Annotated in this window: 18 protein-coding genes and 1 tRNA gene; 6 read left to right on the top strand and 13 right to left on the bottom strand. The window is 65.0% G+C overall.

Annotation, left to right across the window (positions count from 1 at the left end; translation table 11 throughout):
• Positions 1-60: 60 nt before the first annotated feature.
• The 12 genes from B5G12_RS09345 to B5G12_RS09290 form a co-directional block, all read right to left on the bottom strand.
• Positions 61-151, bottom strand: a tRNA-Ser gene (locus tag B5G12_RS09345).
• A gap of 83 nt (positions 152-234) precedes the next feature.
• Positions 235-1143, bottom strand: a complete 909-nt coding sequence (argF, locus tag B5G12_RS09340; RefSeq protein WP_087324717.1) for an ornithine carbamoyltransferase — start codon at positions 1141-1143, stop codon at positions 235-237.
• A 12-nt stretch (positions 1144-1155) separates the two neighbouring features.
• The gene (locus B5G12_RS09335; protein ID WP_087324716.1) at positions 1156-2349 is read right to left on the bottom strand and encodes an aspartate aminotransferase family protein; all 1194 of its coding nucleotides are present in this window, start codon (positions 2347-2349) and stop codon (positions 1156-1158) included.
• 21 nt (positions 2350-2370) lie between these two features.
• Complete coding sequence (argB, locus tag B5G12_RS09330; protein WP_087232765.1) at positions 2371-3225, bottom strand: acetylglutamate kinase; 855 nt, start codon at positions 3223-3225, stop codon at positions 2371-2373.
• A gap of 27 nt (positions 3226-3252) precedes the next feature.
• The gene (argJ, locus tag B5G12_RS09325; RefSeq protein WP_087232768.1) at positions 3253-4479 is read right to left on the bottom strand and encodes a bifunctional glutamate N-acetyltransferase/amino-acid acetyltransferase ArgJ; all 1227 of its coding nucleotides are present in this window, start codon (positions 4477-4479) and stop codon (positions 3253-3255) included.
• A gap of 29 nt (positions 4480-4508) precedes the next feature.
• Positions 4509-5447 carry an N-acetyl-gamma-glutamyl-phosphate reductase gene (argC, locus tag B5G12_RS09320; RefSeq protein WP_087324715.1) on the bottom strand — a complete coding sequence of 313 codons (939 nt, stop codon included), beginning with the start codon at positions 5445-5447 and terminating at the stop codon, positions 4509-4511.
• On the bottom strand, positions 5444-6844 hold the full coding sequence (gene argH, locus B5G12_RS09315; protein ID WP_087324714.1) for an argininosuccinate lyase: 1401 nt from the start codon (positions 6842-6844) through the stop codon (positions 5444-5446). Before argH ends, argC begins: the two co-directional genes overlap by 4 nt.
• A 166-nt stretch (positions 6845-7010) precedes the next feature.
• Entirely contained in the window at positions 7011-8243 is a 1233-nt protein-coding gene (locus B5G12_RS09310; RefSeq protein ID WP_087324713.1) for an argininosuccinate synthase, read from the bottom strand.
• 292 nt (positions 8244-8535) lie between these two features.
• Positions 8536-9012, bottom strand: a complete 477-nt coding sequence (locus tag B5G12_RS09305) for a peptidylprolyl isomerase (RefSeq protein WP_087232782.1) — start codon at positions 9010-9012, stop codon at positions 8536-8538.
• Positions 9013-9296: 284 nt separating this feature from the next.
• Positions 9297-9809: a DUF362 domain-containing protein gene (locus B5G12_RS09300; protein ID WP_242955996.1), complete on the bottom strand. Its 513-nt coding sequence runs from the start codon at positions 9807-9809 to the stop codon at positions 9297-9299.
• Positions 9806-10453, bottom strand: a complete 648-nt coding sequence (locus B5G12_RS09295; protein ID WP_087324712.1) for a rubredoxin-like domain-containing protein — start codon at positions 10451-10453, stop codon at positions 9806-9808. The genes B5G12_RS09300 and B5G12_RS09295 overlap by 4 nt, the downstream gene beginning before the upstream one ends.
• Before the next feature lie 240 nt (positions 10454-10693).
• Positions 10694-12028 (bottom strand): FMN-binding protein, encoded by a 1335-nt coding sequence (locus B5G12_RS09290; RefSeq protein ID WP_087232789.1) that lies wholly within the window; start codon positions 12026-12028, stop codon positions 10694-10696.
• A gap of 261 nt (positions 12029-12289) precedes the next feature.
• Between B5G12_RS09290 and B5G12_RS09285 the strand changes: the two genes are divergently transcribed.
• The 4 genes from B5G12_RS09285 (at position 12290) to B5G12_RS09270 (ending at position 16868) form a co-directional block, all read left to right on the top strand.
• Positions 12290-12970: a vitamin B12 dependent-methionine synthase activation domain-containing protein gene (locus tag B5G12_RS09285; protein WP_087232792.1), complete on the top strand. Its 681-nt coding sequence runs from the start codon at positions 12290-12292 to the stop codon at positions 12968-12970.
• Positions 12971-13013: 43 nt separating this feature from the next.
• The gene (locus B5G12_RS09280; RefSeq protein WP_087324749.1) at positions 13014-15374 is read left to right on the top strand and encodes a homocysteine S-methyltransferase family protein; all 2361 of its coding nucleotides are present in this window, start codon (positions 13014-13016) and stop codon (positions 15372-15374) included.
• A gap of 443 nt (positions 15375-15817) precedes the next feature.
• Positions 15818-16192: a CidA/LrgA family protein gene (locus B5G12_RS09275; RefSeq protein WP_087232796.1), complete on the top strand. Its 375-nt coding sequence runs from the start codon at positions 15818-15820 to the stop codon at positions 16190-16192.
• A complete protein-coding gene (locus tag B5G12_RS09270; protein WP_087324711.1) occupies positions 16185-16868 on the top strand; it encodes an LrgB family protein in 684 nt (227 codons plus the stop codon). Before B5G12_RS09275 ends, B5G12_RS09270 begins: the two co-directional genes overlap by 8 nt.
• A gap of 67 nt (positions 16869-16935) precedes the next feature.
• Here B5G12_RS09270 and bsh read toward each other — a convergent pair whose 3' ends face one another.
• Positions 16936-17913 (bottom strand): choloylglycine hydrolase, encoded by a 978-nt coding sequence (bsh, locus tag B5G12_RS09265; RefSeq protein ID WP_087324710.1) that lies wholly within the window; start codon positions 17911-17913, stop codon positions 16936-16938.
• Between the two features lie 403 nt (positions 17914-18316).
• On the opposite strand from bsh, the gene B5G12_RS09260 reads away from it, so the two are divergent.
• Both B5G12_RS09260 and B5G12_RS09255 read left to right on the top strand, forming a co-directional pair.
• Positions 18317-19639: an NAD(P)-dependent oxidoreductase gene (locus B5G12_RS09260; RefSeq protein ID WP_087324709.1), complete on the top strand. Its 1323-nt coding sequence runs from the start codon at positions 18317-18319 to the stop codon at positions 19637-19639.
• Positions 19640-19909: 270 nt separating this feature from the next.
• Positions 19910-20797, top strand: a complete 888-nt coding sequence (locus tag B5G12_RS09255) for a YitT family protein (protein WP_087232808.1) — start codon at positions 19910-19912, stop codon at positions 20795-20797.
• Positions 20798-20999 lie beyond the last annotated feature (202 nt).

Here is a 20999-nt window from a genome sequence, read left to right as displayed (position 1 = left end):
CGGTGCGCCGGCAAAAAAAGAAGGGGACAGATGAATCAAAATTCACCTGTCCCCTCGGTTTGGCGGAGCAGCAGGGATTTGAACCCTGGCGCCGGTCGCCCGGCCTACGAGATTTCGAGTCACGCCTCTTCGACCACTTGAGTACTGCTCCAGATATGTTTTACAGCCCTATTATTATAGCAAAAACCCGCCCTGGCGTCAACTGCCGGGACGGGTTTTCTTTGTATTTTTATCTCACAGGCCGGCCAGGAGGATGGCCAGGACTGCCTTTTGGACATGGAGGCGGTTTTCGGCTTCGTCAAAGATCTCGCTGGCGTGGTCCTCAAAGACCGCGTTGGAGATCTCCTCGCCCCGGTGGGCGGGCAGGCAGTGCAGCACCATGTGGTCGGGCTTGGCCCCGGCCAGCAGGCTGCCGGTCAGCTGGTAGCCCAGAAAGTCCCGCATCCGGCGCTCTGTCTCGCCCTCGCCGTTGTTCCACACGGCGGTCACCACCACGTCGGCATCCCGTACCCCTTCTTTGGGATCGTGGAGCAGCTGGAAGCCGGCGCCGTATTTGTGGGCGAACATCAGGACATCCGCCGCCGGACGGTAAGCGGGCGGGCAGACGCAGGTCACCTGCATCCCCGCCAGCAGACCGCCTACGATCAGGCTGTTGGCCATGTTGTTGCCGTCTCCCACAAAACACAGCTTCTGCCCCTGCAAAGAGCCGCGCCGCTCCCGAATGGTCATCAGGTCGGCCAGCACCTGGCAGGGATGGGCATAGTCGGTCAGGCCGTTGATCACCGGCACCCCGGCATACTCGGCCAGCTCCTCCAGGTCGCGCTGGCGGTAGGTGCGCCAGACCACGCAGTCGTAATAGCGGCCCAGTACCCGTGCGGTGTCCCGCAAAGGCTCGCCCCGGCTGGCCTGCAGCTCGGTGGCGGCGTTCATGTAGTTGCCCAGGCCCCCCAGCTGGTATACGCCCACCTCAAAGCTGGTGCGGGTGCGGGTGGAAGCCTTGGAAAACATCAGAGCCACGCTTTTGCCGGCCAGCAGGGGCGGGGTGCCCCCGGCTTTCTGGGCGGCTTTCAGCTGGGCGGCCACATCCAGGATGTGGTACAGCTCCTGCTGGGTCAGGTCGCTCATCTTCAGCAGATGGTTCATAGGCCCCTCCCCTCAGCGTTGGGCCGGGGCCATGCTGCACAGCACCTCGTCCAGGATGGTCAGGGCCCGCTCGATGTCGTGGGCGGTGACGATCAGGGGAGGCAGCAGCCGCATCCGGGTCTTGGCGGTCAGCACCAGCAGGCCCCGCTCCCGGCAGGCGTCCAGAACGGCCTGGGCGGTGATGCCCTCCTCAAACTGCACCCCCAGCATCAGGCCCATGCCATCCACGGCGGTGACGTGGGGGAGCTTTTCCAGGCCCTCCCGCAGCTGTTCGCCGTGCTGGCGCACCCCCGCCAGGAAGCTGTCGCTCAGCCGGTCCAGCACCACGTTGGCGCCGGCGCAGACCACCGGGTTGCCCCCGAAGGTGGAACCGTGGGTGCCGGGGCCCATGCAGCCCGCCACCCGGTCGTTCAGCAGGACCGCGCCGATGGGCAGGCCGCCGCCCAGGCCCTTGGCCAGAGTGACAATGTCGGGGCGCAGGTTGTACTGCTCACAGGCCAGGAAGGTGCCGGTGCGGCCCACGCCGGTCTGCACTTCGTCCACGATCAGCACCAGGTCTCTGTCGTCGCACAGAGAACGCACCCCCAGCACAAAGGCGGGATCCAGGGGCACCACGCCCCCCTCACCCTGGATCAGCTCCAGCATGATGGCGCAGGTGTGCTCGTTCACCAGCTTGGTCAGGGCGTCCAGGTCCCCGGCGGCCGCATAGAGGAAGCCGTCGTTGAAGGGTCCGAAGAACTGATGGAACCCGTTCTGGCCGGTGGCGGTCAGGGTGGCCAGGGTGCGGCCATGGAAGCTGTTCTTCAGGGTGATGATCTGGTCCCGGCCGGCGCCGTAGCGGTCAAAGCTGTATTTGCGCGCAGCCTTGATGGCGCCCTCGTTGGCCTCGGCCCCCGAGTTGCCAAAGAACACCTTGTTCATGCCGGTGCGGCGGCACAGGCGCTTGGCCAGCTTGGAGCAGGGGGCGGTGTAGTACAGGTTGGAAGTGTGCTGCAATTTGTGGGCCTGCCGCGCCACAGCGTCGGCCCAGTCCAGGTCGCAGTAACCCAGGCTGTTCACCCCGATGCCGCTGGTGAAGTCCAGATAATCCTGGCCCTCCGGGCCGTAGGCGTGCATCCCGTGGCCCCGCTCGATGACGATGGGGTTGCGCTTATAAGTGTGCAGGACGTAGTCGTTGTCCCGCACGATGACTTTTTCAGTATCCATTTCGATGCCTCCCTGGCATTGTTATTCGCGATGGCTGCGGCGGTAGAAGCGGGTGCCCGAGCCACGGTTGGAGAACAGCTCCAGCAGCACAGTGTGGGGAACCCGGCCGTCGATGATGACCGCCTCATGGACGCCCTGGTAGATGGCGTCGGCCATGCCGCCGATCTTGGGGATCATGCCGCCGGCGATGATGCCCGCAGCCTTGTACCCTTCGATCTCGCTCACCTCCACCTCGGGGATGAGGGTGCTCTCGTCGTCCTTGTCCCGCAGCAGGCCGGCGATGTCGGTCATGGACACCAGCTTTTCGGCCTGGAGGGCAATGGCGATCTGGGCCGCCGCCGTGTCGGCGTTGATGTTGTAGGGCTGGCCCAGGTCGTCCATCCCCACCGTGGCGATCACCGGGATGTAGCCGCCGTCCAGCAGGCTGCGGATCAGGGTGGTGTCCACATGGGTCACCTCTCCCACATAGCCCAGACGGCTGTCCATCTCGGCGCAGCGCAGCATCTGGCCGTCCATCCCGCACAGGCCGACCCCCCGGCCCCGCAGCTTGGACACCAGGTCCTTGTTGACCTTGCCGGCCAGCACCTGCTGCACGATCTCCATGGTGGCCTGGTCGGTCACCCGCAGGCCGTCCACAAAGCGGCTCTGGACCCCCACCTTTTTGAGCATATCGTTGATGGCAGGGCCGCCGCCGTGGACCAGCACCACCCGTACCCCCAGCAACGTGAGGGTGACCAGGTCGTTCATCACCGCGTCCTTCAGCGTCTCGTTGATCATGGCGTTGCCGCCGTATTTGATGACCATGGTCTTGCCATGGTATTTCTGGATGTAAGGTGTCGCCTCCGAAAACAGGAGGGCCATTTGCTCGTTTTTCATATGCTTTCTTTCCCGCCGCCTGCTGTATCAGGTCCTGTAATCACCGTTGATCTTCACATAGTCATAGGTCAGGTCGCAGCCCCATGCCTTGGCAGCGGCGTCCCCCAGGCCCATGTCCACTCGCACCAGGATGTCGCGCTCTGCCAGCACCCGGGCGGCCTCTTCCTCGCTGTAAGGGTGGTAGGCTGCATTCTCGCAGACATACACCTCGCCGGCGGCGCTGGACAGCCAGACGCACACCTTATCGATGGAGAAATCCCCCGGCGTATAGCCGATGGCGCAGAGGATGCGGCCCCAGTTGGCGTCCCGGCCGAACACGGCCGCCTTGAACAGGTTGGAGCACACCACGCTGCGGGACACCGCCCGGGCCGTCTTGAGGTCGGGCGCGCCGGTCACCTGGCAGGTGATGAGGTGGGTGGCCCCTTCGCCGTCCCCGGCATGGAGGGCGCACATATGCTCCGCAATGGCGGTGAGGGCCTCCACGAAGGCGTCGTAATCGGGGCCTTCGGACTGGATGCAGGGATTGCCTGCCAGACCCGAGGCCATGATGAGCAGGGTGTCGTTGGTGGAGGTGTCCAGGTCTACGCTCATCTGGTTGTAGGTGCCGGGCACCACCTGGCGCAGGGCCTTCTGGAGCATGGCCGGGCTGACCGCCGCGTCGGTGGTGTAGAAAGCCAGCATGGTGGCCATGTTGGGGGCGATCATGCCGCTGCCCTTGCCGATGGCGCCCAGGGTGCAGCTCTTGCCCCCCAGCTGGAACCGGATGGCGTACTCCTTCTGGCAGGTATCGGTGGTCATGATGGCGGTGGCCGCGTCGGCGCTGCCCTGGGCGGTGTGGGCCAGTTTGGCCGCCGCCGCCGGGATGCCCGCCGCAAAGGGATCGATGGTCATGGGCTGGCCGATGACGCCGGTGGAGGCGGGCAGCACGTCCCCGGCGGGGATGCCCAGAGCCTGCCCGGTCAGCTGGCAGCAGGCCTCGGCCAGCTCTACCCCGTTGGCGGCGCAGGTGTTGGCGTTGCCGCTGTTGACCAGGATGGCCTGGGCGTAGCCGTCGGCCAGGTGGGCGCGGTCCACCTTGATGGGGGCGCCGCAGACCTTGTTGGTGGTGTAGACCCCCGCCGCCGCGCAGCGCACGTCGGCCTTGATGAGGGCCAGGTCGTATTTGGTGCGGTTGGCCCGGATGCCGCAGTGCACCCCGGATGCCGCAAACCCTGCGGGGGCGCAGATGCCTCCCGCAACCTCCTGATACTGCATAGACTGTTCCTCCTTATATCTTGCGGGCTTTATTCCAGCCCGGCCGTCTCGGGCAGGCCCAGCAGGATGTTCATGCACTGGACCGCCGCCCCCGAGGACCCCTTGCCGAGGTTATCGAACAGGGAGATCAGCAGCATCTGGCTGCCGTCGGGGCTGGCGGTGCAGTAGATCTGGACCCGGTCGGTGCCCTGCATGGCTCCGGCGGCCAGCATCCCGTCCGCGGGCGTCTCCCCCAGGGGATGGACGGTGAACAGCGCCTCCCCTGCATAGTAATCGGCCAGGGCCTGGGCCACCGCCTGGGGCGTCACGCCGGGCAGAAGCTCCATCCGCATGGGGACGGTGACCTCCATGCCGGCATAGTAGTCATCCACGATGGGGCAGAACACCGGCGCGGCCGTCAGACCCGACACCGCCTGCATTTCGGGCAGGTGCTTGTGGTGCAAAGTCAGGCCGTAGGCCCGGGGTGTGCTGTAAAGGGCGGGGCGGCCGGGGTCCTGGTATTCGGCGATCATCTTCTTGCCCCCGCCCGAATAACCGGTCAGGCTGTGGCAGGTGAAGGGATAGTCCGCCGGCGCCAGGCCCAGTTCCACCAGAGGGCGCGCCAGGCAGATGAAGCCGGACGCATGGCACCCGGGCACCGCCACACGGTTTGCCTGCCGGATTTTTTCCCGCTGGCCGTGCAGCTCGGGGAAGCCGTATACCCACCCCGGCGCGGTGCGGAAGGCGGTGGAGGTGTCCAGCACCCTGACGTGAGGCTCCACCAGGGGGATCACCTCTTTGGAGGCGGCGTCGGGCAGGCACAGGAACGCCAGGTCGGCGGCGTTGATGGTTTCGGCCCGCTTGTGCAGGTCCTTGCGGCTCTCCTCGGGGATGGACAGCAGCTCCAGCTCGGGCCGTCCGGCCAGACGGTCCGCGATGCGCAGTCCGGTGGTGCCTGACGAACCGTCGATGAACACCTTGTAGCTCATGCCTGTCCCTCCTCCCATGCTTCCAGGGCCTGCTGGGCCTGCTGGATCTGGAGGCGGACGCTGGCGGCGCTGGGGCCGCCGTAGCTGGTGCGGCCCTCGCAGCAGTTGACCAGGTCCACCGCCTGGTAGATGTCCTGCTCAAACAGGGGGCTGTACTGCCGGAACTGCTCCAGCGTCAGCTCCTCCAGCACGGTGCCCTGGGCGATGCAGTCGGCCACCATCTGGCCGGTCAGCTTGTAGGCGTCCCGGAAGGGCATCCCCTTGCGGGTCAGGTAGTCGGCGCAGTCGGTGGCGTTGATGAAGCCGGCCGCCGCCGCCCGGCGCATATTGGCCGGCAGGGTGCGCATGGTGTCCAGCATGGGGGTGATGGTGGTCAGGCAGAGGGACAGCGTATCCACCGCGTCAAAGATGGCCTCCTTGTCCTCCTGCATATCCTTGTTGTAAGCCAGGGGCAGGCCCTTCATCATGACCAGCAGGGTGTTCAGATCGCCGTACACCCGGCCGGTCTTGCCCCGGATCAGCTCGGTGACGTCGGGGTTTTTCTTCTGGGGCATGATGGAGGAGCCGGTGGTGAATGCGTCGTCCAGCTCGATGAACTTGAACTCCCAGCTGCACCAGAGGATGATCTCCTCCGACAGGCGGGACAGGTGCATCATGCAGGTCGCGATGGCCGAGGCCAGCTCGATGCAGAAATCCCGGTCGGACACGCCGTCCATGCTGTTGGGGCAGGGCGCCTCAAAGCCCAGCTTCTGGGCGGTGAAGGCCCGGTCCAGAGGATAGGTGGTGCCCGCCAGGGCGCCCGAGCCCAGAGGGCACTGGCTGTTCATCCGGCGGGTGGCGTCGGCAAAACGGCCCAGATCCCGCAGCAGCATCCAGGCATAGGCCATCAGAGCGTGGCCGAAGGTGACCGGCTGGGCCCGCTGCAGGTGGGTATAGCCCGGCATCACCGAGGCGGTGTTCTCGCCGGCCTTTTTGCAGATGACCCGCACCAGGGCGGCGATCAGCCCCTGCAGACGGATGCTCTCATCCCGCAACGTCAGCCGGATGTCCAGGGCCACCTGGTCATTGCGGCTGCGGCCGGTGTGCAGCCGCTTGCCTGCATCCCCGATGCGGGCGGTGAGGGTCTGCTCCACAAAGGTGTGCACATCCTCGGCGGCGGGGTCGATCTCCAGCCGGCCTGCGGCCAGGTCGTCGGCGATCGAGGCCAGCCCGTCCAGGATGGCCCTGCAATCTTCTTCCGAGATGATCCCCTGCCGGGCCAGCATGGCGGCATGGACGCCGCTGCCCTTCATGTCCTGGGCGATCATCCGCTGGTCGAACCGGATGGAGGAGTTGAAATCGTTCACGCGGGAGTCCACCGCCTTGGAAAAGCGGCCTTTCCAGAGTTGTTCAGCCATGGTCGGCTCCTTTCAAAACAGATGGGGACGGCAGGCGCAGCCGGTCCCAATAACGGCAAAGCCGCCGCAGGAAATGCACGTCCTGCGGCGGTGCCGCCGGCATCGCTGCCGGAGTTGCCTCTGCCCGGAAAGTGTGGAACGGGCAGAGGGGAGGAAAGCGTATCGATCAGTCTTTGGGCCAGTTCTTGGACAGCTTGGCCCGCTCTTTGATGGACAGGCCGAACAGGTTGATGAAGCCTGCAGCATCGGCCTGGTTGTAATCCTCGTCCTCGCCAAAGGAGGCGGTCTGCTCATCGTAGAGGCTGTAAGGGGAAGTGACGCCGGCGTTGATCATGTTGCCCTTGTACAGCTTGAGCTTGACGTCGCCGGTGACGGTCTGCTCCAGGCTGTCGGCAAAGGCGTCCAGGGCCTGGCGCAGGGGGGTGAACCACTGGCCGTTGTAGACGATATCGGCGTACTTCTGGGCCAGCTGCGCCTTGAAGTGGGCGCTCTCCTTGTCCAGAGTGATGGTCTCCAGCACGTCGATGGCCTTGTAGAGGATGGCGCCGCCGGGCGTCTCATAGACGCCGCGGCTCTTCATGCCCACCAGCCGGTTCTCGACGATGTCCAGCAGGCCGATGCCATTGGCGCCGCCCACCTGGTTGAGGTATTCCACCAGTTCCACGGCGCCCATCTCTTTGCCGTCCACGGCGGTGGGGATGCCCTTCTCGAAGTGGATGGTCACATAGGTGGGCTGGTCGGGGGCCTGCTCGGGGCTGACCCCCAGCTCCAGGAAGCCGGGCTTGTTGTACTGGGGCTCGTTGGCGGGGTTCTCCAGGTCCAGGCCCTCGTGGGACAGATGCCAGATGTTCTTATCCTTGGAGTAGTTGGTCTCCCGGTTGATCTTCAGGGGGATGTTGTGGGCCTCGGCGTAATCGATCTCCTCGTCGCGGCTCTTGATGTTCCACTCACGCCAGGGAGCGATGATGGCCATGTCGGGGCAGAAGGCCTTGAGGGTCAGCTCAAAGCGGACCTGGTCGTTGCCCTTGCCGGTGCAGCCGTGGCAGATGGCGTCGGCGCCCTCCTGGATGGCGATGTCGGCCAGGGCCTTGGCGATGCAGGGCCGTGCAAAGGAGGTGCCCAGCAGGTAATCCTCGTACTTGGCGCCGAACTTCAGGGTGGGGAAGATGTAGTTCTCCACAAAGTCTTTCTTCAGGTCCAGCACATACAGCTTGGAAGCGCCGGTCTTTTTGGCTTTCTCCTCCAGGCCGTCCAGCTCGGTGCCCTGGCCCACGTCGCCCGACACGGCGATGACCTCACAGTTGTTGTAGTTCTCCTTCAGCCAGGGGATGATGATGGATGTATCCAGACCGCCGGAATAGGCCAGAACGACCTTCTTGATGTCTTCCTTTTTCTTCATTGCTGCTCGCTCCTTTTTGCGTTCTTTGGCAGGTTTCACACACTTTCTGCCGCGCCCCAGATGGCGCGGACCGCCGCGTTTTGCGCGTCTGTCCCTATTATATCCGCCCAGGCTCCAGCGTCAATGCAGAAAAACGACAAACCTTTTCTCGTTTTGGCCGCCGTTTTGAGGCAATTTGTATTTTTATGCAATCATAAATGCATACAATGCGATTATATTCATTGCCGTGCGAGGCCCGGCAAACAAAAACCCCCGCATCCCTCAAGGGGAAACGGGGGCGGGACGGGGCTTCTCAGTCCTCGATGAGGACGGCGCTCTTGATGCGGACGGGGGTTGCGGGCTTGTCGTTCCAGTCGGTGCGGACCGATGCGATCTTGTCCACCACATCCATGCCGGACACCACATGGCCGAAGGCGGCGTACTGGCCGTCCAGGTGGGGGGCATCCTTGTGCATGATGAAGAACTGGCTGCCGGCGCTGTTGGGATCGGCGGCGCGGGCCATGCTGATCACGCCGCGCACATGGCGGATGGGGTTGTTGACGCCGTTGGAGGCGAATTCGCCCTTGATCTTCCAGCCGGGGCCGCCGGTGCCGTTGCCCAGCGGGCAGCCGCCCTGGATCATAAAGCCGGGGATCACCCGGTGGAAGGTCAGCCCGTCGTAAAAGCCGGACTTGACCAGCTTTTCAAAGTTTTCGCAGGTGATCGGCGCAGCCTGCTTGTCAAGCTGGATATCGATCACACCGCCGTCTTCCATTGTAATACGAACCATAGTGCTTCTTCTCCTACTCTTTAACACGTGCCCCATGCAGGGGCGGCATATACCTTGCCCGGGCGGCCGGCGCGCCGGCACGCGGGCTCCCCACTCTCCCGGATGGCCGGGATACGTTCCAGTTGCATTTTACCATATTTTCGCCCGTATGGAAAGATAAAAAATGTGAACCAAACGTGAATGGGCCGGACCGGGCCGCCGTTTCTGCCTCCATGCCCTGCGGCGCTGTCTGCCGCCGGGCAAAAAATCCCCGCTCCGCAGCAGGGCCGCAGGGCGGGGAAAGGTCAGGCGTCGGAGCCTTCGTTGTTGGGAAGAAGTTCCAGCAGGCGCCGGACAGCGTCCACCGGGAAGCCGGGGCCGGGCGGGTCATCGGCCCAGCTCTGCAGCAGGGCGTGGGTATTGCCGCTCTGGGGCAGCATATAGCCCGACTCCCGCAGCAGGTCCTCATTGACCAGCCGCATCGAACGGGCGGCAGCGGCCATCAGCCGGCGCAGGCCCTCGGACGGAGCGGCGTCGGCCAGCTGGAGGGCGGCCTTTTCCTCCCGGGCCTTTTGGGCGGCCAGTCTGCGGGAGAGGGCCAGTACGTCCTCGGCTTTCTTCTGCTGGGGCGGATAGGTCACGGGCACCATCGAGATGGCCCCGCTGGGACAGGCAGCGGCACAGGTGCCGCAGCCCACACACTTGGAAGTGTCGATGATGCTGTCCTCGGTGTCGGACGCGCCGGTGGGGCAGACGTACAGGCACAGGCAGTCCTTGGTGCACAGGCGCAGGTTGCGCACGGCGATCTTCTTCATCATGCGGGCCGCCTCCCTTCCATCTTGTCAAATTTCCAGGCGGGCACTTTGCATACGGGGCACAGCTCGGGGGGCGCGTCGCCGATGTAGATGAAGCCGCACACCGAGCATACCCACACCTGGGTGCCCTCCAAAAAGGCTTCCCCCTCCCGCTGGTAGCGGCCCAGCAGGGCGTAGAGCATCTGGGTCACCTTCTCGCCCCAGACACAGACCCGTTGGGTGCCCCGGTCGGCATGGTCCCGGGCGGCGGCATGGACCGCCGGGTAACCCTGTTCCAGGTCCTCCTGGAGCATACCGGCCAGCAGCGCCTGGTCCGCGTCGGACAGGGCGGGCGCCGCCTGCGCAAAGTAATCTGCGATCTGGCGGAACAGGGCGGCCTCCTCGTCTTTGTATTGTTTCTCGCAGCCCCGGGCCAGGTTGGAGCACAGGGCGGACAAGGCCCCGGCAGGCAGAAGCTGCAAGTCGTCCTCCTCCAGTGCCGGCGCGGGCTGGATGTCCTGGGCGGGCTGGGGCGCTTCTTCCGGCCCGAACATCAGCTTGGGCGCGCCGCAAAGCGGGCAGGACCAGCTGTCGGGCAGGCTGTCAAAGGGCGTCCCCTCGATGGCTTCATCGTAGATGTAGCCGCAGATGGGGCAGACGTAACGCATGGCTTCACTCCTCCTTTGGCTTGAATTGACGCCGCGCCCCCGGCAAGGGGTATGCCGGGGGGACGGCGCTGGCTGCTGCACAGGCCGAAAAGCTTGTGCGGTTTATACAAAAAATATAACAGATGTGGACACCGTTTGTCAATGTGAACCGGTCACATAAGGCGGCACGCAAAAACCCCCTGCTCCCTAGAGAGCAGGGGGGTGATTGGTTCTAAAGCTGGGTCAAAACCGCAGGGGGGATTACTCGCCGGCGGCGGTCAGGACAGCGTGGATGTAGCCGGCGGTGTCCACCAGAGTAGCGCCCGAGATGGAGTCGACGGGGTTCTCCTGGTCGGCCAGGGCGGTGGCATCCGCGATGCTCATGCCGTTCAGGTGGTTCTGGATGGCGTCGAAGTTGCCGTCGATGGTGACGGTAGCGCCGCCCTTGGAGGACATATTGGCGCTGTAATACTCGGTGTTCACACGCTTGGAGCACAGCACCACGCCGTCGGCGTAGTTCTCGCCAAAGCCTGCGTCGCTGTTGGGCACGCCGGTGACATCCTCATCCGAGCTGATGAACTGGAAGTCATCGATGTAGCTCAGGATGATGTTCTCGCCGTCGGTCAGGGCAGCGGCGGTGGTGAAGCACTTGTCACCGTGAGCAGCGGCATAGGCCACGTTCAGCTGCAGCTGGCTGGAATCGCCGTTGAACTCCACGGCCTGGTTCTGCTGGGCGTTGCGGGCAGCCTCGGCGATGGCCTTCAGGTAGCCGGCGGTGTCGGCCAGGGTGGCGCCGCTCACCAGATCCACGGCGTTCTCGTCGCTGGCGGCAGCGTCGATCTCGTCGATGGTCTTGCCCACCACATAGTTCTGGATGGCGTCGTAGTTGTCGTCGATGCGGGTGGTGGCGCCGGCGTGGGAAGCCATCAGGTCGCTGTAGTAGTCAGCGTTCACACGCTTGGAACCCAGCACCATGCCGTCGGCGTAGTTCTCGCCGAAGCCGCCGTCGCTGTTGGGCACAGGGGTGATGCCTGCATCGCTGGCAAAGAACTGGAACTCGTCCAGATAAGCAGCCACGATCACGTCATCCTTCACCACGGCCACAGCCTCGGTGAAGCAGCTGTCGCCATGGGCGGCAGTGTAGGACTGGCCGATCTGCAGGCCGCCCTCGATCTGGACGTTCTCAGCAGGAGCTGCCGGTTCGGGGGCAGCGGTAGAGCTGGCGGCCTCCTCCTGGATCTCCTCACCCAGGGCCTGGGCCACAGCCTGGCGGACCGCGTTGCTGGTGACGGTGGCGCCGCTGACGCCGTCGATCTCATAGCCGCCTGCGTCCACGACCTGCTGCTGCAGCTCCTCCAGGGCAGCGCCGCCGATCTCGGGGGTCTCGCCGTCGCCGGTCAGGGTGCAGGCGGTGATGGTGCCGTTCTCCACCGTCAGGGTGGCGGTGACGTCGCCGCCAAAGCCCTCGGCGGTGCCGGTCAGGGTCTCAGCAGCGGTGCTGCCGGCCGCGCTGCCGGCAGTGGACTGGCTGCCGCCGCAGGCCGCCAGATTCAGGGCCAGGGCGCCGCACAGCACAAAAGAAAAAGCGCGCTTCATGTAGAATTACCTCCATATATGTTGTTGCAATCCGTGCTTTTCACCAATGCGAAGCTATTATATCATGTTGTGTTTGCGGTTACAATCCCCGGGAGCGAATTGATAATCTTTTGTGACCGCCAAAGGGGCAAAACCTGAACAAAGCAGCCAAATTGTCAAAAGGAGTTTCGGGCCGCGGGCGGCTGGACGCATCGTGTACTTTTCTTTGGGGATGCAGTGTGCTACAATAAAGCAACGACCATACAGAAAGGGGCGCTGCATATGCCTGCACCGGCCAGCCGTGTGCTGCATCTGGCGCTGCCCGGCCGGATCGACCTGGCCCAGGCGGCGCGGTATCTTGGGGCCAGAGGGGAGCCGGACGCGGCCACCCTGGCCCTGCTGGAACGATGGGCCCCGCCGCTTTTGGCGGCGGCCGACCCCCGGGGGGTGTACCTGCAGGGGGACAAGGAGGCCCTTGCGTTCCTGTGGCAGGGACAGGACGTGCAGCGCCACCTGGCCGGCTGCACCCAGGCGGTGCTGCTGGCGGTGACCCTGGGGGCGGGGGTGGACGCCCAGATCCGCCGGGCCGGGGTGGGGGACGTGGCCGCCCAGGCCGCCACGGACGCATTGGCCAGCGCCCTTGCCGAGCAGGTGTGCGACGAGGCCGAAGCCCGGCTACGGGCTGAGGCCCAAAGCCAGGGGCTGTACCTCACCGGGCGGTATTCGCCGGGGTATGGGGACTGGCCCATCGCGGTGCAGCCCCGGCTGGCGGCTGTCCTGGATACCCCGCGCCGGATCGGCCTGTACGTCACCGATACGTTTCTGATGCTGCCCCGCAAGAGCGTGACGGCTGTGCTGGGGGCCGGCCGTGCGCCGGTGTCCGGGCAGAGGGCCGGCTGCGCCCACTGCGCGCTGCGGGACAAATGCGAATACCGAAAGAGAGGCGAGAGCTGTGAAAGCTAGAGAGATCCTGCGCACCCATCAGACCATCCTGCTGGACGGTGCCATGGGCACCATGCTGCAAGCGGCGGGCCTGCCCCTGGGGGCCAAGCCCGAGGCGCTGAACATCGAGGACCCGGCCCTGATCCAGTCCATCCATCACGCGTATGCGGAGGCGGGCAGCCGCATCCTCTGCGCCAACACCTTTGGCGCGTCGGCCCACAAACTGGCGGGCAGCGGCTATACAGTGGAGCAGACGGTTCAGGCGGGCATCCAGTGCGCCCGGCAGGCCGCCGCGCCCCATGGCGCCCTGGTGGCCCTGGACATAGGCCCTCTGGGGGAGCTGCTGGAGCCCGCCGGCACCCTCCCCTTTGAGGAAGCGGTGGACGCCTTTGCCCGGATCGTGCGGGCGGGGGAGGCCGCCGGGGCCGATCTGGTGCTGCTGGAGACCTTCACCGACCTGTATGAGCTGAAAGCCGCCCTGCTGGCCTGCAAGGAGAACAGCAGCCTGCCGGTGCTGGCCAGCATGAGCTTTGAGGCAGGGGGCCGCACCTTTACCGGGTGCACGGTGGGCAGCTTTGCGGCCACGGCCCGGGGGTTGGGGGCGGACGGCCTTGGCATCAACTGCAGCCTGGGCCCCAAGGAGATCTGCCCCATGGCCCGGACCCTCTGCCAGGCGGTGCCGGGGGACTACCCGGTCTTTATCAAGCCCAACGCGGGCCTGCCCCGCGCGGACGGCAGCGGCTACGACATCACCCCCCAGTTGTTCGCCCACCAGATGATGCCCTACCGGGACCTGGGCCTGTTTGCGGCGGGCGGCTGCTGCGGCACCACCCCCGACTTCATCCGGGCGCTGCACAAGGTCTTTGACGGCTGCCTCACCGGACGGCCTGCCCATCCCATGGCATCGGTGCTGTGCAGCCCGGTGCAGCGGGTGGAAGTGGACGGCATCACGGTGGTGGGTGAGCGGATCAACCCCACCGGCAAAAAGCGGTTCCAGCAGGCCCTGCGGGAAGGAGACGTGGACTATGTGCTGGCCCAGGGCATCAGCCAGGCCGAGGCCGGGGCCGCCGTGCTGGACGTCAATGTGGGCGCCCCGGGCGTGGATGAGCCCGCCATGATGGAACGGGTGGTCAAGGCCCTGCAAAGCGTGGTGTCCCTGCCCTTGCAGCTGGACTCCTCCAACCCCGAGGCCCTGGCCCGGGGCCTGCGGGTCTGCAACGGCAAGCCCATCGTCAACTCGGTCAACGGGGAACAGGCGGTGCTGGACCGGCTGCTGCCCCTGTGCAAAAAGTACGGCGCGGCTGTGGTGGGCCTGACCATGGACGAACAGGGCATCCCCAAGACGGCGGCGGGCCGTGTGGCCATTGCACGCCGCATCCGGGACGCCGCCCTGGATGCCGGCATCCCCCGGGAGGATATCTACATCGACTGCCTGACCCTCACCGCCAGCGCCCAGCAGGAGGACGTCCTGGCCACCCTGGAGGCCCTGGCCGCCTGCAAGCAGGAGCTGGGGGTGCGCACGGTGCTGGGGGTGTCCAACATCAGCTTTGGGCTGCCCTGCCGCCCCTATCTGAACACCACCTTCCTGACCATGGCCATGTACGCCGGGCTGGATCTGGCCATCATGAACCCCGCCAGCGAGGAAATGATGGGGGCAGTGTATGCATACGATGTACTGACCTGCCGTGACCCCCAGAGCGCCCGGTATATCGCCCGGTACGCGGGGCGGGCCATGCCGGCGGCTGCCCAGCCTGCCGCCCTGCCGTCCCGGGAAGCCCCGGACCAGCCGGAAGGGCCGTATGGTCCGCTGATCCGGGCGGTGGAGCAGGGGCTGAAAGGGGAGGCCGGGGCCCACACCCGGGCCCTGCTGGACAGCTGCGCCCCGCTGGACCTGGTGGACCACGCCCTGATCCCCGCCCTGGATACGGTGGGCGCCCGGTACGAAAAGGGCACGTTGTTCCTGCCGCAGCTGCTGCAGTCGGCCAGCGCGGCCCAGGCTGCGTTTGAGGAGATCAAGGCGGCGGTGGCAAAGCAGGGGACCCCCGGTCAGAGCAAGGGCAAGATCGTGCTGGCCACCGTCAAGGGGGATGTCCACGACATCGGCAAGAACATCGTCAAGGTGATTTTGGAGAATTACGGCTTCGATGTGCTGGATCTGGGGCGGGACGTGCCGCCCGAGACCGTGGTGGACGCGGTGCGCCGCACCGGCGCCAGACTGGTGGGCCTGTCCGCCCTGATGACCACCACCCTCCAGAGCATGGCCGACACCATCGCCGCCCTCCATCGGGCGGGTCTGGACTGCAAGGTGATGGTGGGGGGCGCGGTGCTGACCGAGAGCTACGCCATGCAGATCGGCGCCGACTGGTATGCCAAAGATGCCAAGCGCTCGGCCGACATCGCCAAAGAGTTCTACCAGGTCCGCTAAGGACGGATGTTTGCAAACTGTTCAAAAAGTCCACAAAAAGCTGCCACAAATGTGCAGTATACTAAGGGTGCAGTCGGGGGAGCGAACAGACTTCCCCCTCCTATGCGGACTGCTGTTGCAGGCAGCTCCCGGAAACCCTACCGCCGCACCGCTCCGCGGGAGCCTCAGGCGGCGGCTCCGACATCCTACTGTTCCCCCGCCCATGCCAGGCAATCGCCGGGCGGCGGACAGACTACACATCCTCTCCCCTGCGCAGGAGTTTCGATAGAGGACAGCCCCGGAAACGGGGCTGTTTTTTTGTCTCCCCAGTTTTGGGGGGTGTTGGGGGAAGAATATGGGGCGGTTTGCACATTGTGCCCTCCGGCGGGCTGTGATACAATAACCGCTGTGCGGCCCGCATGGGGCCGCCTGGCAGGATATTGTGAAAAAAGAAGGGATCTGTTGTGCGTTATTTGCGGCAGTTTTTGTGGATCATCGGCTTTACCCTGGCAGGGGAGGCTTTGCACGCCTGGGTTCCGCTGCCGGTGCCTGCGGCGGTGTGGGGGCTGGTGCTCCTGTTCGTTGCCCTGGAGAGCGGCAAACTCCGGCTGGACTCGGTGCAGCAGTGCGGACAGTTCATGCTGGGACTGATGCCCCTGCTGTTCATCGCGCCGGCGGTGGGCCTCATCGACAGCTGGCCCATGCTGGCCCGGGTGTGGCCCGTCGTGCTGGCCATCATCCTGGCTTCCACCCTGGTGGTGTTCGGGGTCAGCGGCTGGGTCACCCAGCGCCTGCTGGACCGGGCCGACCGCAGCCGAAAGGAGGGTCTCGATGGGTGAGTTCTTTTCGGGGTCGGCGCTGTTCGCCATCCTCCTGACCTTCGGGGCCTATGAGCTGGGACGGCTGTTCCAGCAAAAGACCGGTGTGGCCCTGTTCAACCCCATCCTGGTGGCGGCGGTGCTGACGGGGGCGGTCCTGGCTGCGGCCGGCGTGCCTAACCAGGTGTACCAGCAGCACTGCGAGGTCTTTTCCTGGCTGCTGACCCCCGCCACCGTCTGTCTGGCCATCCCGCTGCACGCCCAGTTCAGCCGGCTGCGCCATGACCTGCCCGCCATTTTGGCGGGAGTGGGAGCGGGCACGCTGGTCAGCCTGGGCTTTGTCTGGGTCATGGCCCGTCTGTGCCGCCTGGATGCGGTGCTCACCGCCTCCCTGCTGCCCAAAAGCATCACCACCGCCATGGGGATCGTGGTCAGCCAGGCCGCCGGCGGCGAGCCCGCCATCACCACCGCGGCCATCATCCTCACCGGCATCCTGGGCAGCATCTTTGGCCCCTGGCTGTGCAGGCTGCTGCGCCTGACCTGGCCTGCGGCCCAGGGCGCGGCCTTCGGTACCTCGGCCCATGTCATCGGCACCGCCAAGGCCGCCGAGTTCAGCCAGACCTGCGAGGCAGTCAGCAGCCTGTCTTTGGTGTTCGCGGGCATCCTGACCGCCGTGCTGTGCCCCCTGCTGCTGTAATGAGCCGCAACAATACAAAACAGGCAGACGCATTTTGGTGCGTCTGCCTGTTTTTGCACTCCGGCCGTCAGTTTTCAAACCGGATATCAGGGGCGTTTTGCAGGGGATAGAGAGTCAGGGCGTCGCCGTCCAGGCCGGCGCCGGCCAGCCGCACCGCGGTGATGCGGCTGTTCCCATAGGTCTTGTAGTAGTATACGCCGGCGCCGGCGCTGATGCAGCAGGAGTAGGTGGTGATATCCTCCCGGCCTTCCGGGGTCACCACGCTGCCCCGCACCATGGCCACCCCCTCCAGCAGATGGAAGAACTGGACCACCCGTTCCTCCTCCGACCCGGGGTCGGGGCTGTTCAGCTTGAGAAAGGCCGCCTTGACATAGCGGGAGGCGGGGGAAAAGTCGCCGGGCAGGCCCACCGCGCCCATCCCCTGGCCAAAGGGGGGAAGGGACAGCCCGGGAGCCATCCGGTTTTCCGCAGGCCGGGGGCTGAGCCCCTGGTATTGGCAGAGGTTGGCCTGATGGAAGGGGAAGGGCGGGTTGTTGGTCAGCACCCCTACCGGATCGTCGTAGAGAAAGACCCCTTCCCGGGTGGCCTCCAGCACCAGAGCCCCGGTCGGGTCGGCAATGTGCCAGTGGAGCGGGGACAGGGGCAGCCCCGGGGCAAAGGGGACGCCCAAAGGCCGGAACCGGGCCAGCCGGGCCCTGGCCTGTTCCAGGGTGGCGCAGCTGCCCAGCACCCAGGGGATCAGCTCGTAGGGGGCTACGGCGTCGCAGTCTGCGGGTGGGTCGGGGTCATACCAGGCGTTGCCCGGGAAGTTCAGCCCCGCCATATACAGCCCCTTTTCGTTCATGGCTTCGGCGTAGAGGGGACAGCCCTGGGTTACGTTGGCCATCCCGATGAGGGCCAGATGGTGCTCCATGGCGGGCTGCCGGTGGAACCGCAGCGGATACCGCCGCGGCGTGACCACCACCTGCTCCCCAAAAGAATATTCCAGATCCAGGTTGCGGCCGAAGTAACCGCCGCCCTGCTGCATGGCAATGCTGGTACACATAGAAGATCCTCCTTTCCGGCCCGGGACGGGATGCGGCCTGCCCGGACGGTGTAAGGCGTCTGTGAAAACTCCGCCCTACGGCTCCATTCTGCCCAAAAGCTCCACCTGCTGCGCTGCATCGGACGATTTTGGGCCAATCGCGCAGCAGGCTCGCATTCTCAGATCCAGTATACCACCGGCGGCCTGCGTCTACAACATACAGCCTTGTGCGGGAGCAAAAAGGCCCGGCATCCGGACGCGCTCTGGCAAAAACTCCAAAAACCAGTGCTGAAAATCGGTGGATTTGTCATTGCACCGGCAGGCGGATGGGTGTATTATAAAAATAGAAGAAGCTTGGATACAACGCGCGCCCGCGCGTGCCCACGCCGGCGCCAGCCAGCGCCGCATCAAGGAGGAATGCACAATGGCACTTCATGTTCTGGACGAGGCCAACCGCTGCCTTGGCTGCAAAAAGCCCATGTGTCAGGAGGGCTGCCCCATCCGCACCAACATCCCGGAGGTGGTCCGCCTGCTGAAGGCCGGCGAGATGGACAAGGCCGGCCGGATGCTGTTTGAGAACAACCCCCTGACCACCGTGTGCAGTCTGGTCTGCGACCACGAAAAGCAGTGCGAGGGCCACTGCATCCGCAACCGTATGCCCAGCCATGACCCGGTGCACTTCTCGGTGATCGAAAATTATATCTCCACCACCTACGCCAACAAAATGGTGGCGGGCCCGGCGCCCAAAAACGGGATGCGGGCGGCAATCATCGGGTCGGGGCCGGCGGGCCTGACCATTGCGGTGCTGCTGGCCCGCTGGGGCTATGACATCACCATCTTTGAGGCCCGGGACAAGATCGGCGGGGTGATGCGCTACGGCATCCCCAACTACCGTCTGCCCGACAGTGTGCTGGATGACTTCCAGTACCGCCATCTGGAGCTGAAGGACATCAAGGTGCGCACCAATACCGAGATCGGCCGCACATTGACCATCGACGACCTGTTCCGGGACGGCTACAAGAGCGTGTTCATCGGCGCCGGCCTGTGGAAAGCCAACGCCATGCACATCAAGGGCGAGAGCCTGGGCAACGCGGTGTTCGGCATCGACTACCTGGCCAACAGCAAGGCGTTCCGGCTGGGAGACAACATTGCCGTCATCGGGGTAGGCAACTCGGCCATGGACTGCGCCCGCACGGCCATCCGCAACGGCGCCCGGCACGTCACCTGCTATGCCCGCCGGGATGAGAGCTGCATCAGCGCATCGGCCTATGAGGTCAGCTATGCCAAGCTGGAGGGCGTGGGCTTCCGGTTCTGCAAGGCGCCGGTGGAGATCCGCCCCGACGGCCTGATCTGCAAGGACACCGCCAAGCAGGAGGACGGCCGCTTTGTGCAGGTGGAGGGCAGCGAACGGTTCTACCCCCATACCGGCGTCATCATCTCGGTCAGCCAGGGGTCGGAGTCCAGCCTGATCCAGACCACCACCGGCATCGACACCAACCAGAAGGGCCTGCTGACGGTGGACCACGACGGCCGCACCACCCGTCCCGGCGTGTTTGCGGGCGGCGACGCGGTGAAGGGCGCCCGCACCGTGGTGGAAGCGGTGGCCATGGCCAAGGATGTGGCGGTAGCGATGGACGAATACATGAAGAGCCTGCCGGCCGACGACACCCCCGATCCCTATGCCAACATCCCCACCTTTGACACCCCTACCTCCGACGTGCTGGGGGAGCAGGAGCTGAAAGTCTGACACCTTGACCCGCCCCGGCTTTTTTGCTACAATAAGAGGCACAGCCTGTCCCGCCCGGGCTGAACGATGTATACCGAACCCCGCGCCTGCTTTTGGCGGGCGCGGGGCTTTTTTATTCGCGAGCGGCATCCGGCGGCCTGCTGCCGGGCATGCTGCTCTGGGGTGTATCTGAGAAGGCAAACGTCTGAGACCTTCGCCCAAACGTGCCGGATGCAGGGCGCATGGGCGCCGCAGATGGCGTTTTCGGATACGCCCGGAAGGAGGTGCCTTATGATCTGCCGCAGTGAAAAAGTCCGTCTGGCCCTGACCGCCCTGGCTCTGCTGGGGGGCAATGCGCTTTACTCTTTGGTGGTGGCAGTCTTTCTGGAGCCGTCGGGCCTGATCACCGGCGGGGCCACCGGCATTGCACTGGCCGTCAACCGGCTGGCCGGGCTGCCGGTGTCCGGTGTGATGCTGGTCATCAATGTGGCCATGCTGCTGGTGGGCTGGGCGCTGCTGGGACGGCGTTTTGCCCTGTCCACGCTGGCCAGCAGCTTTTTGTCCCCCCTGACCCTGGCGCTGTGGGAGCGGCTGCTGGCGGGCTATGTCCTGACCCAGGATCTGCTGCTCTGCGCGCTGTTTGCCGGGGTGGGCATTGGCACGGCCCTGGGTATGGTGATCCGGGTAGGCGGCTCCACCGGCGGTATGGATATCCCGCCCCTGGTGCTGCAAAAATATTTCCGGCTGCCGGTGCCGATTACCATGAGCGTGATGGATCTGATGATCCTGCTGGCCCAGGCGGTGTCCAGCCCCAAGGAACAGGTGCTGTACGGCATCGTCCTGGTGTTCGTCTACACCGTCGTGCTGGATAAGGTGATCCTGATGGGCCGGCATCGGGTGGAGGTCAAGATCATCAGCGCCCACACCGACGAACTGCGGTCGATGATCCTGTCCGAGGTGGACCGGGGGGTCACCCTGCTGCAAGGGGAGGGCGGATATCTGCGCCAGCCCTGCCAGCTTCTGATGACGGTGATCTCCAGCCGGGAGCTGCCCCGCCTGGAACGGCTGGTCCATGCCATCGACCCGGCCTGTTTCATGGTGGTCAGCGAAGCCAGCGAGGTGCACGGCCGCGGCTTCACCCTGGCCGACGACGGTCCTGCCCCCAGGGACGGCCGGTGAGATCGACTCTTCACAACACAAAAAGCGCACGCGAAAGCGTGCGCTTTTTTGCTGCCTCCGAATCCCCTGCCCCAAAGTTAGAAATTTCAAACTAAAGAAAATAAAGAAAAAATGGAAAAATTGAAAATTGGGTCTTGACACCGGGGGGGGTATGTTATGATAGGCACACAAAGGAAAGGACCTTCCTTTGAACCTGTTTTGG

Origin of the sequence: Faecalibacterium sp. An58 (genome assembly GCF_002161515.1) — a bacterium.
Classification (GTDB): domain Bacteria; phylum Bacillota; class Clostridia; order Oscillospirales; family Ruminococcaceae; genus Faecalibacterium; species Faecalibacterium avium.
This window is presented reverse-complemented; position numbering and strand designations above follow the sequence as displayed.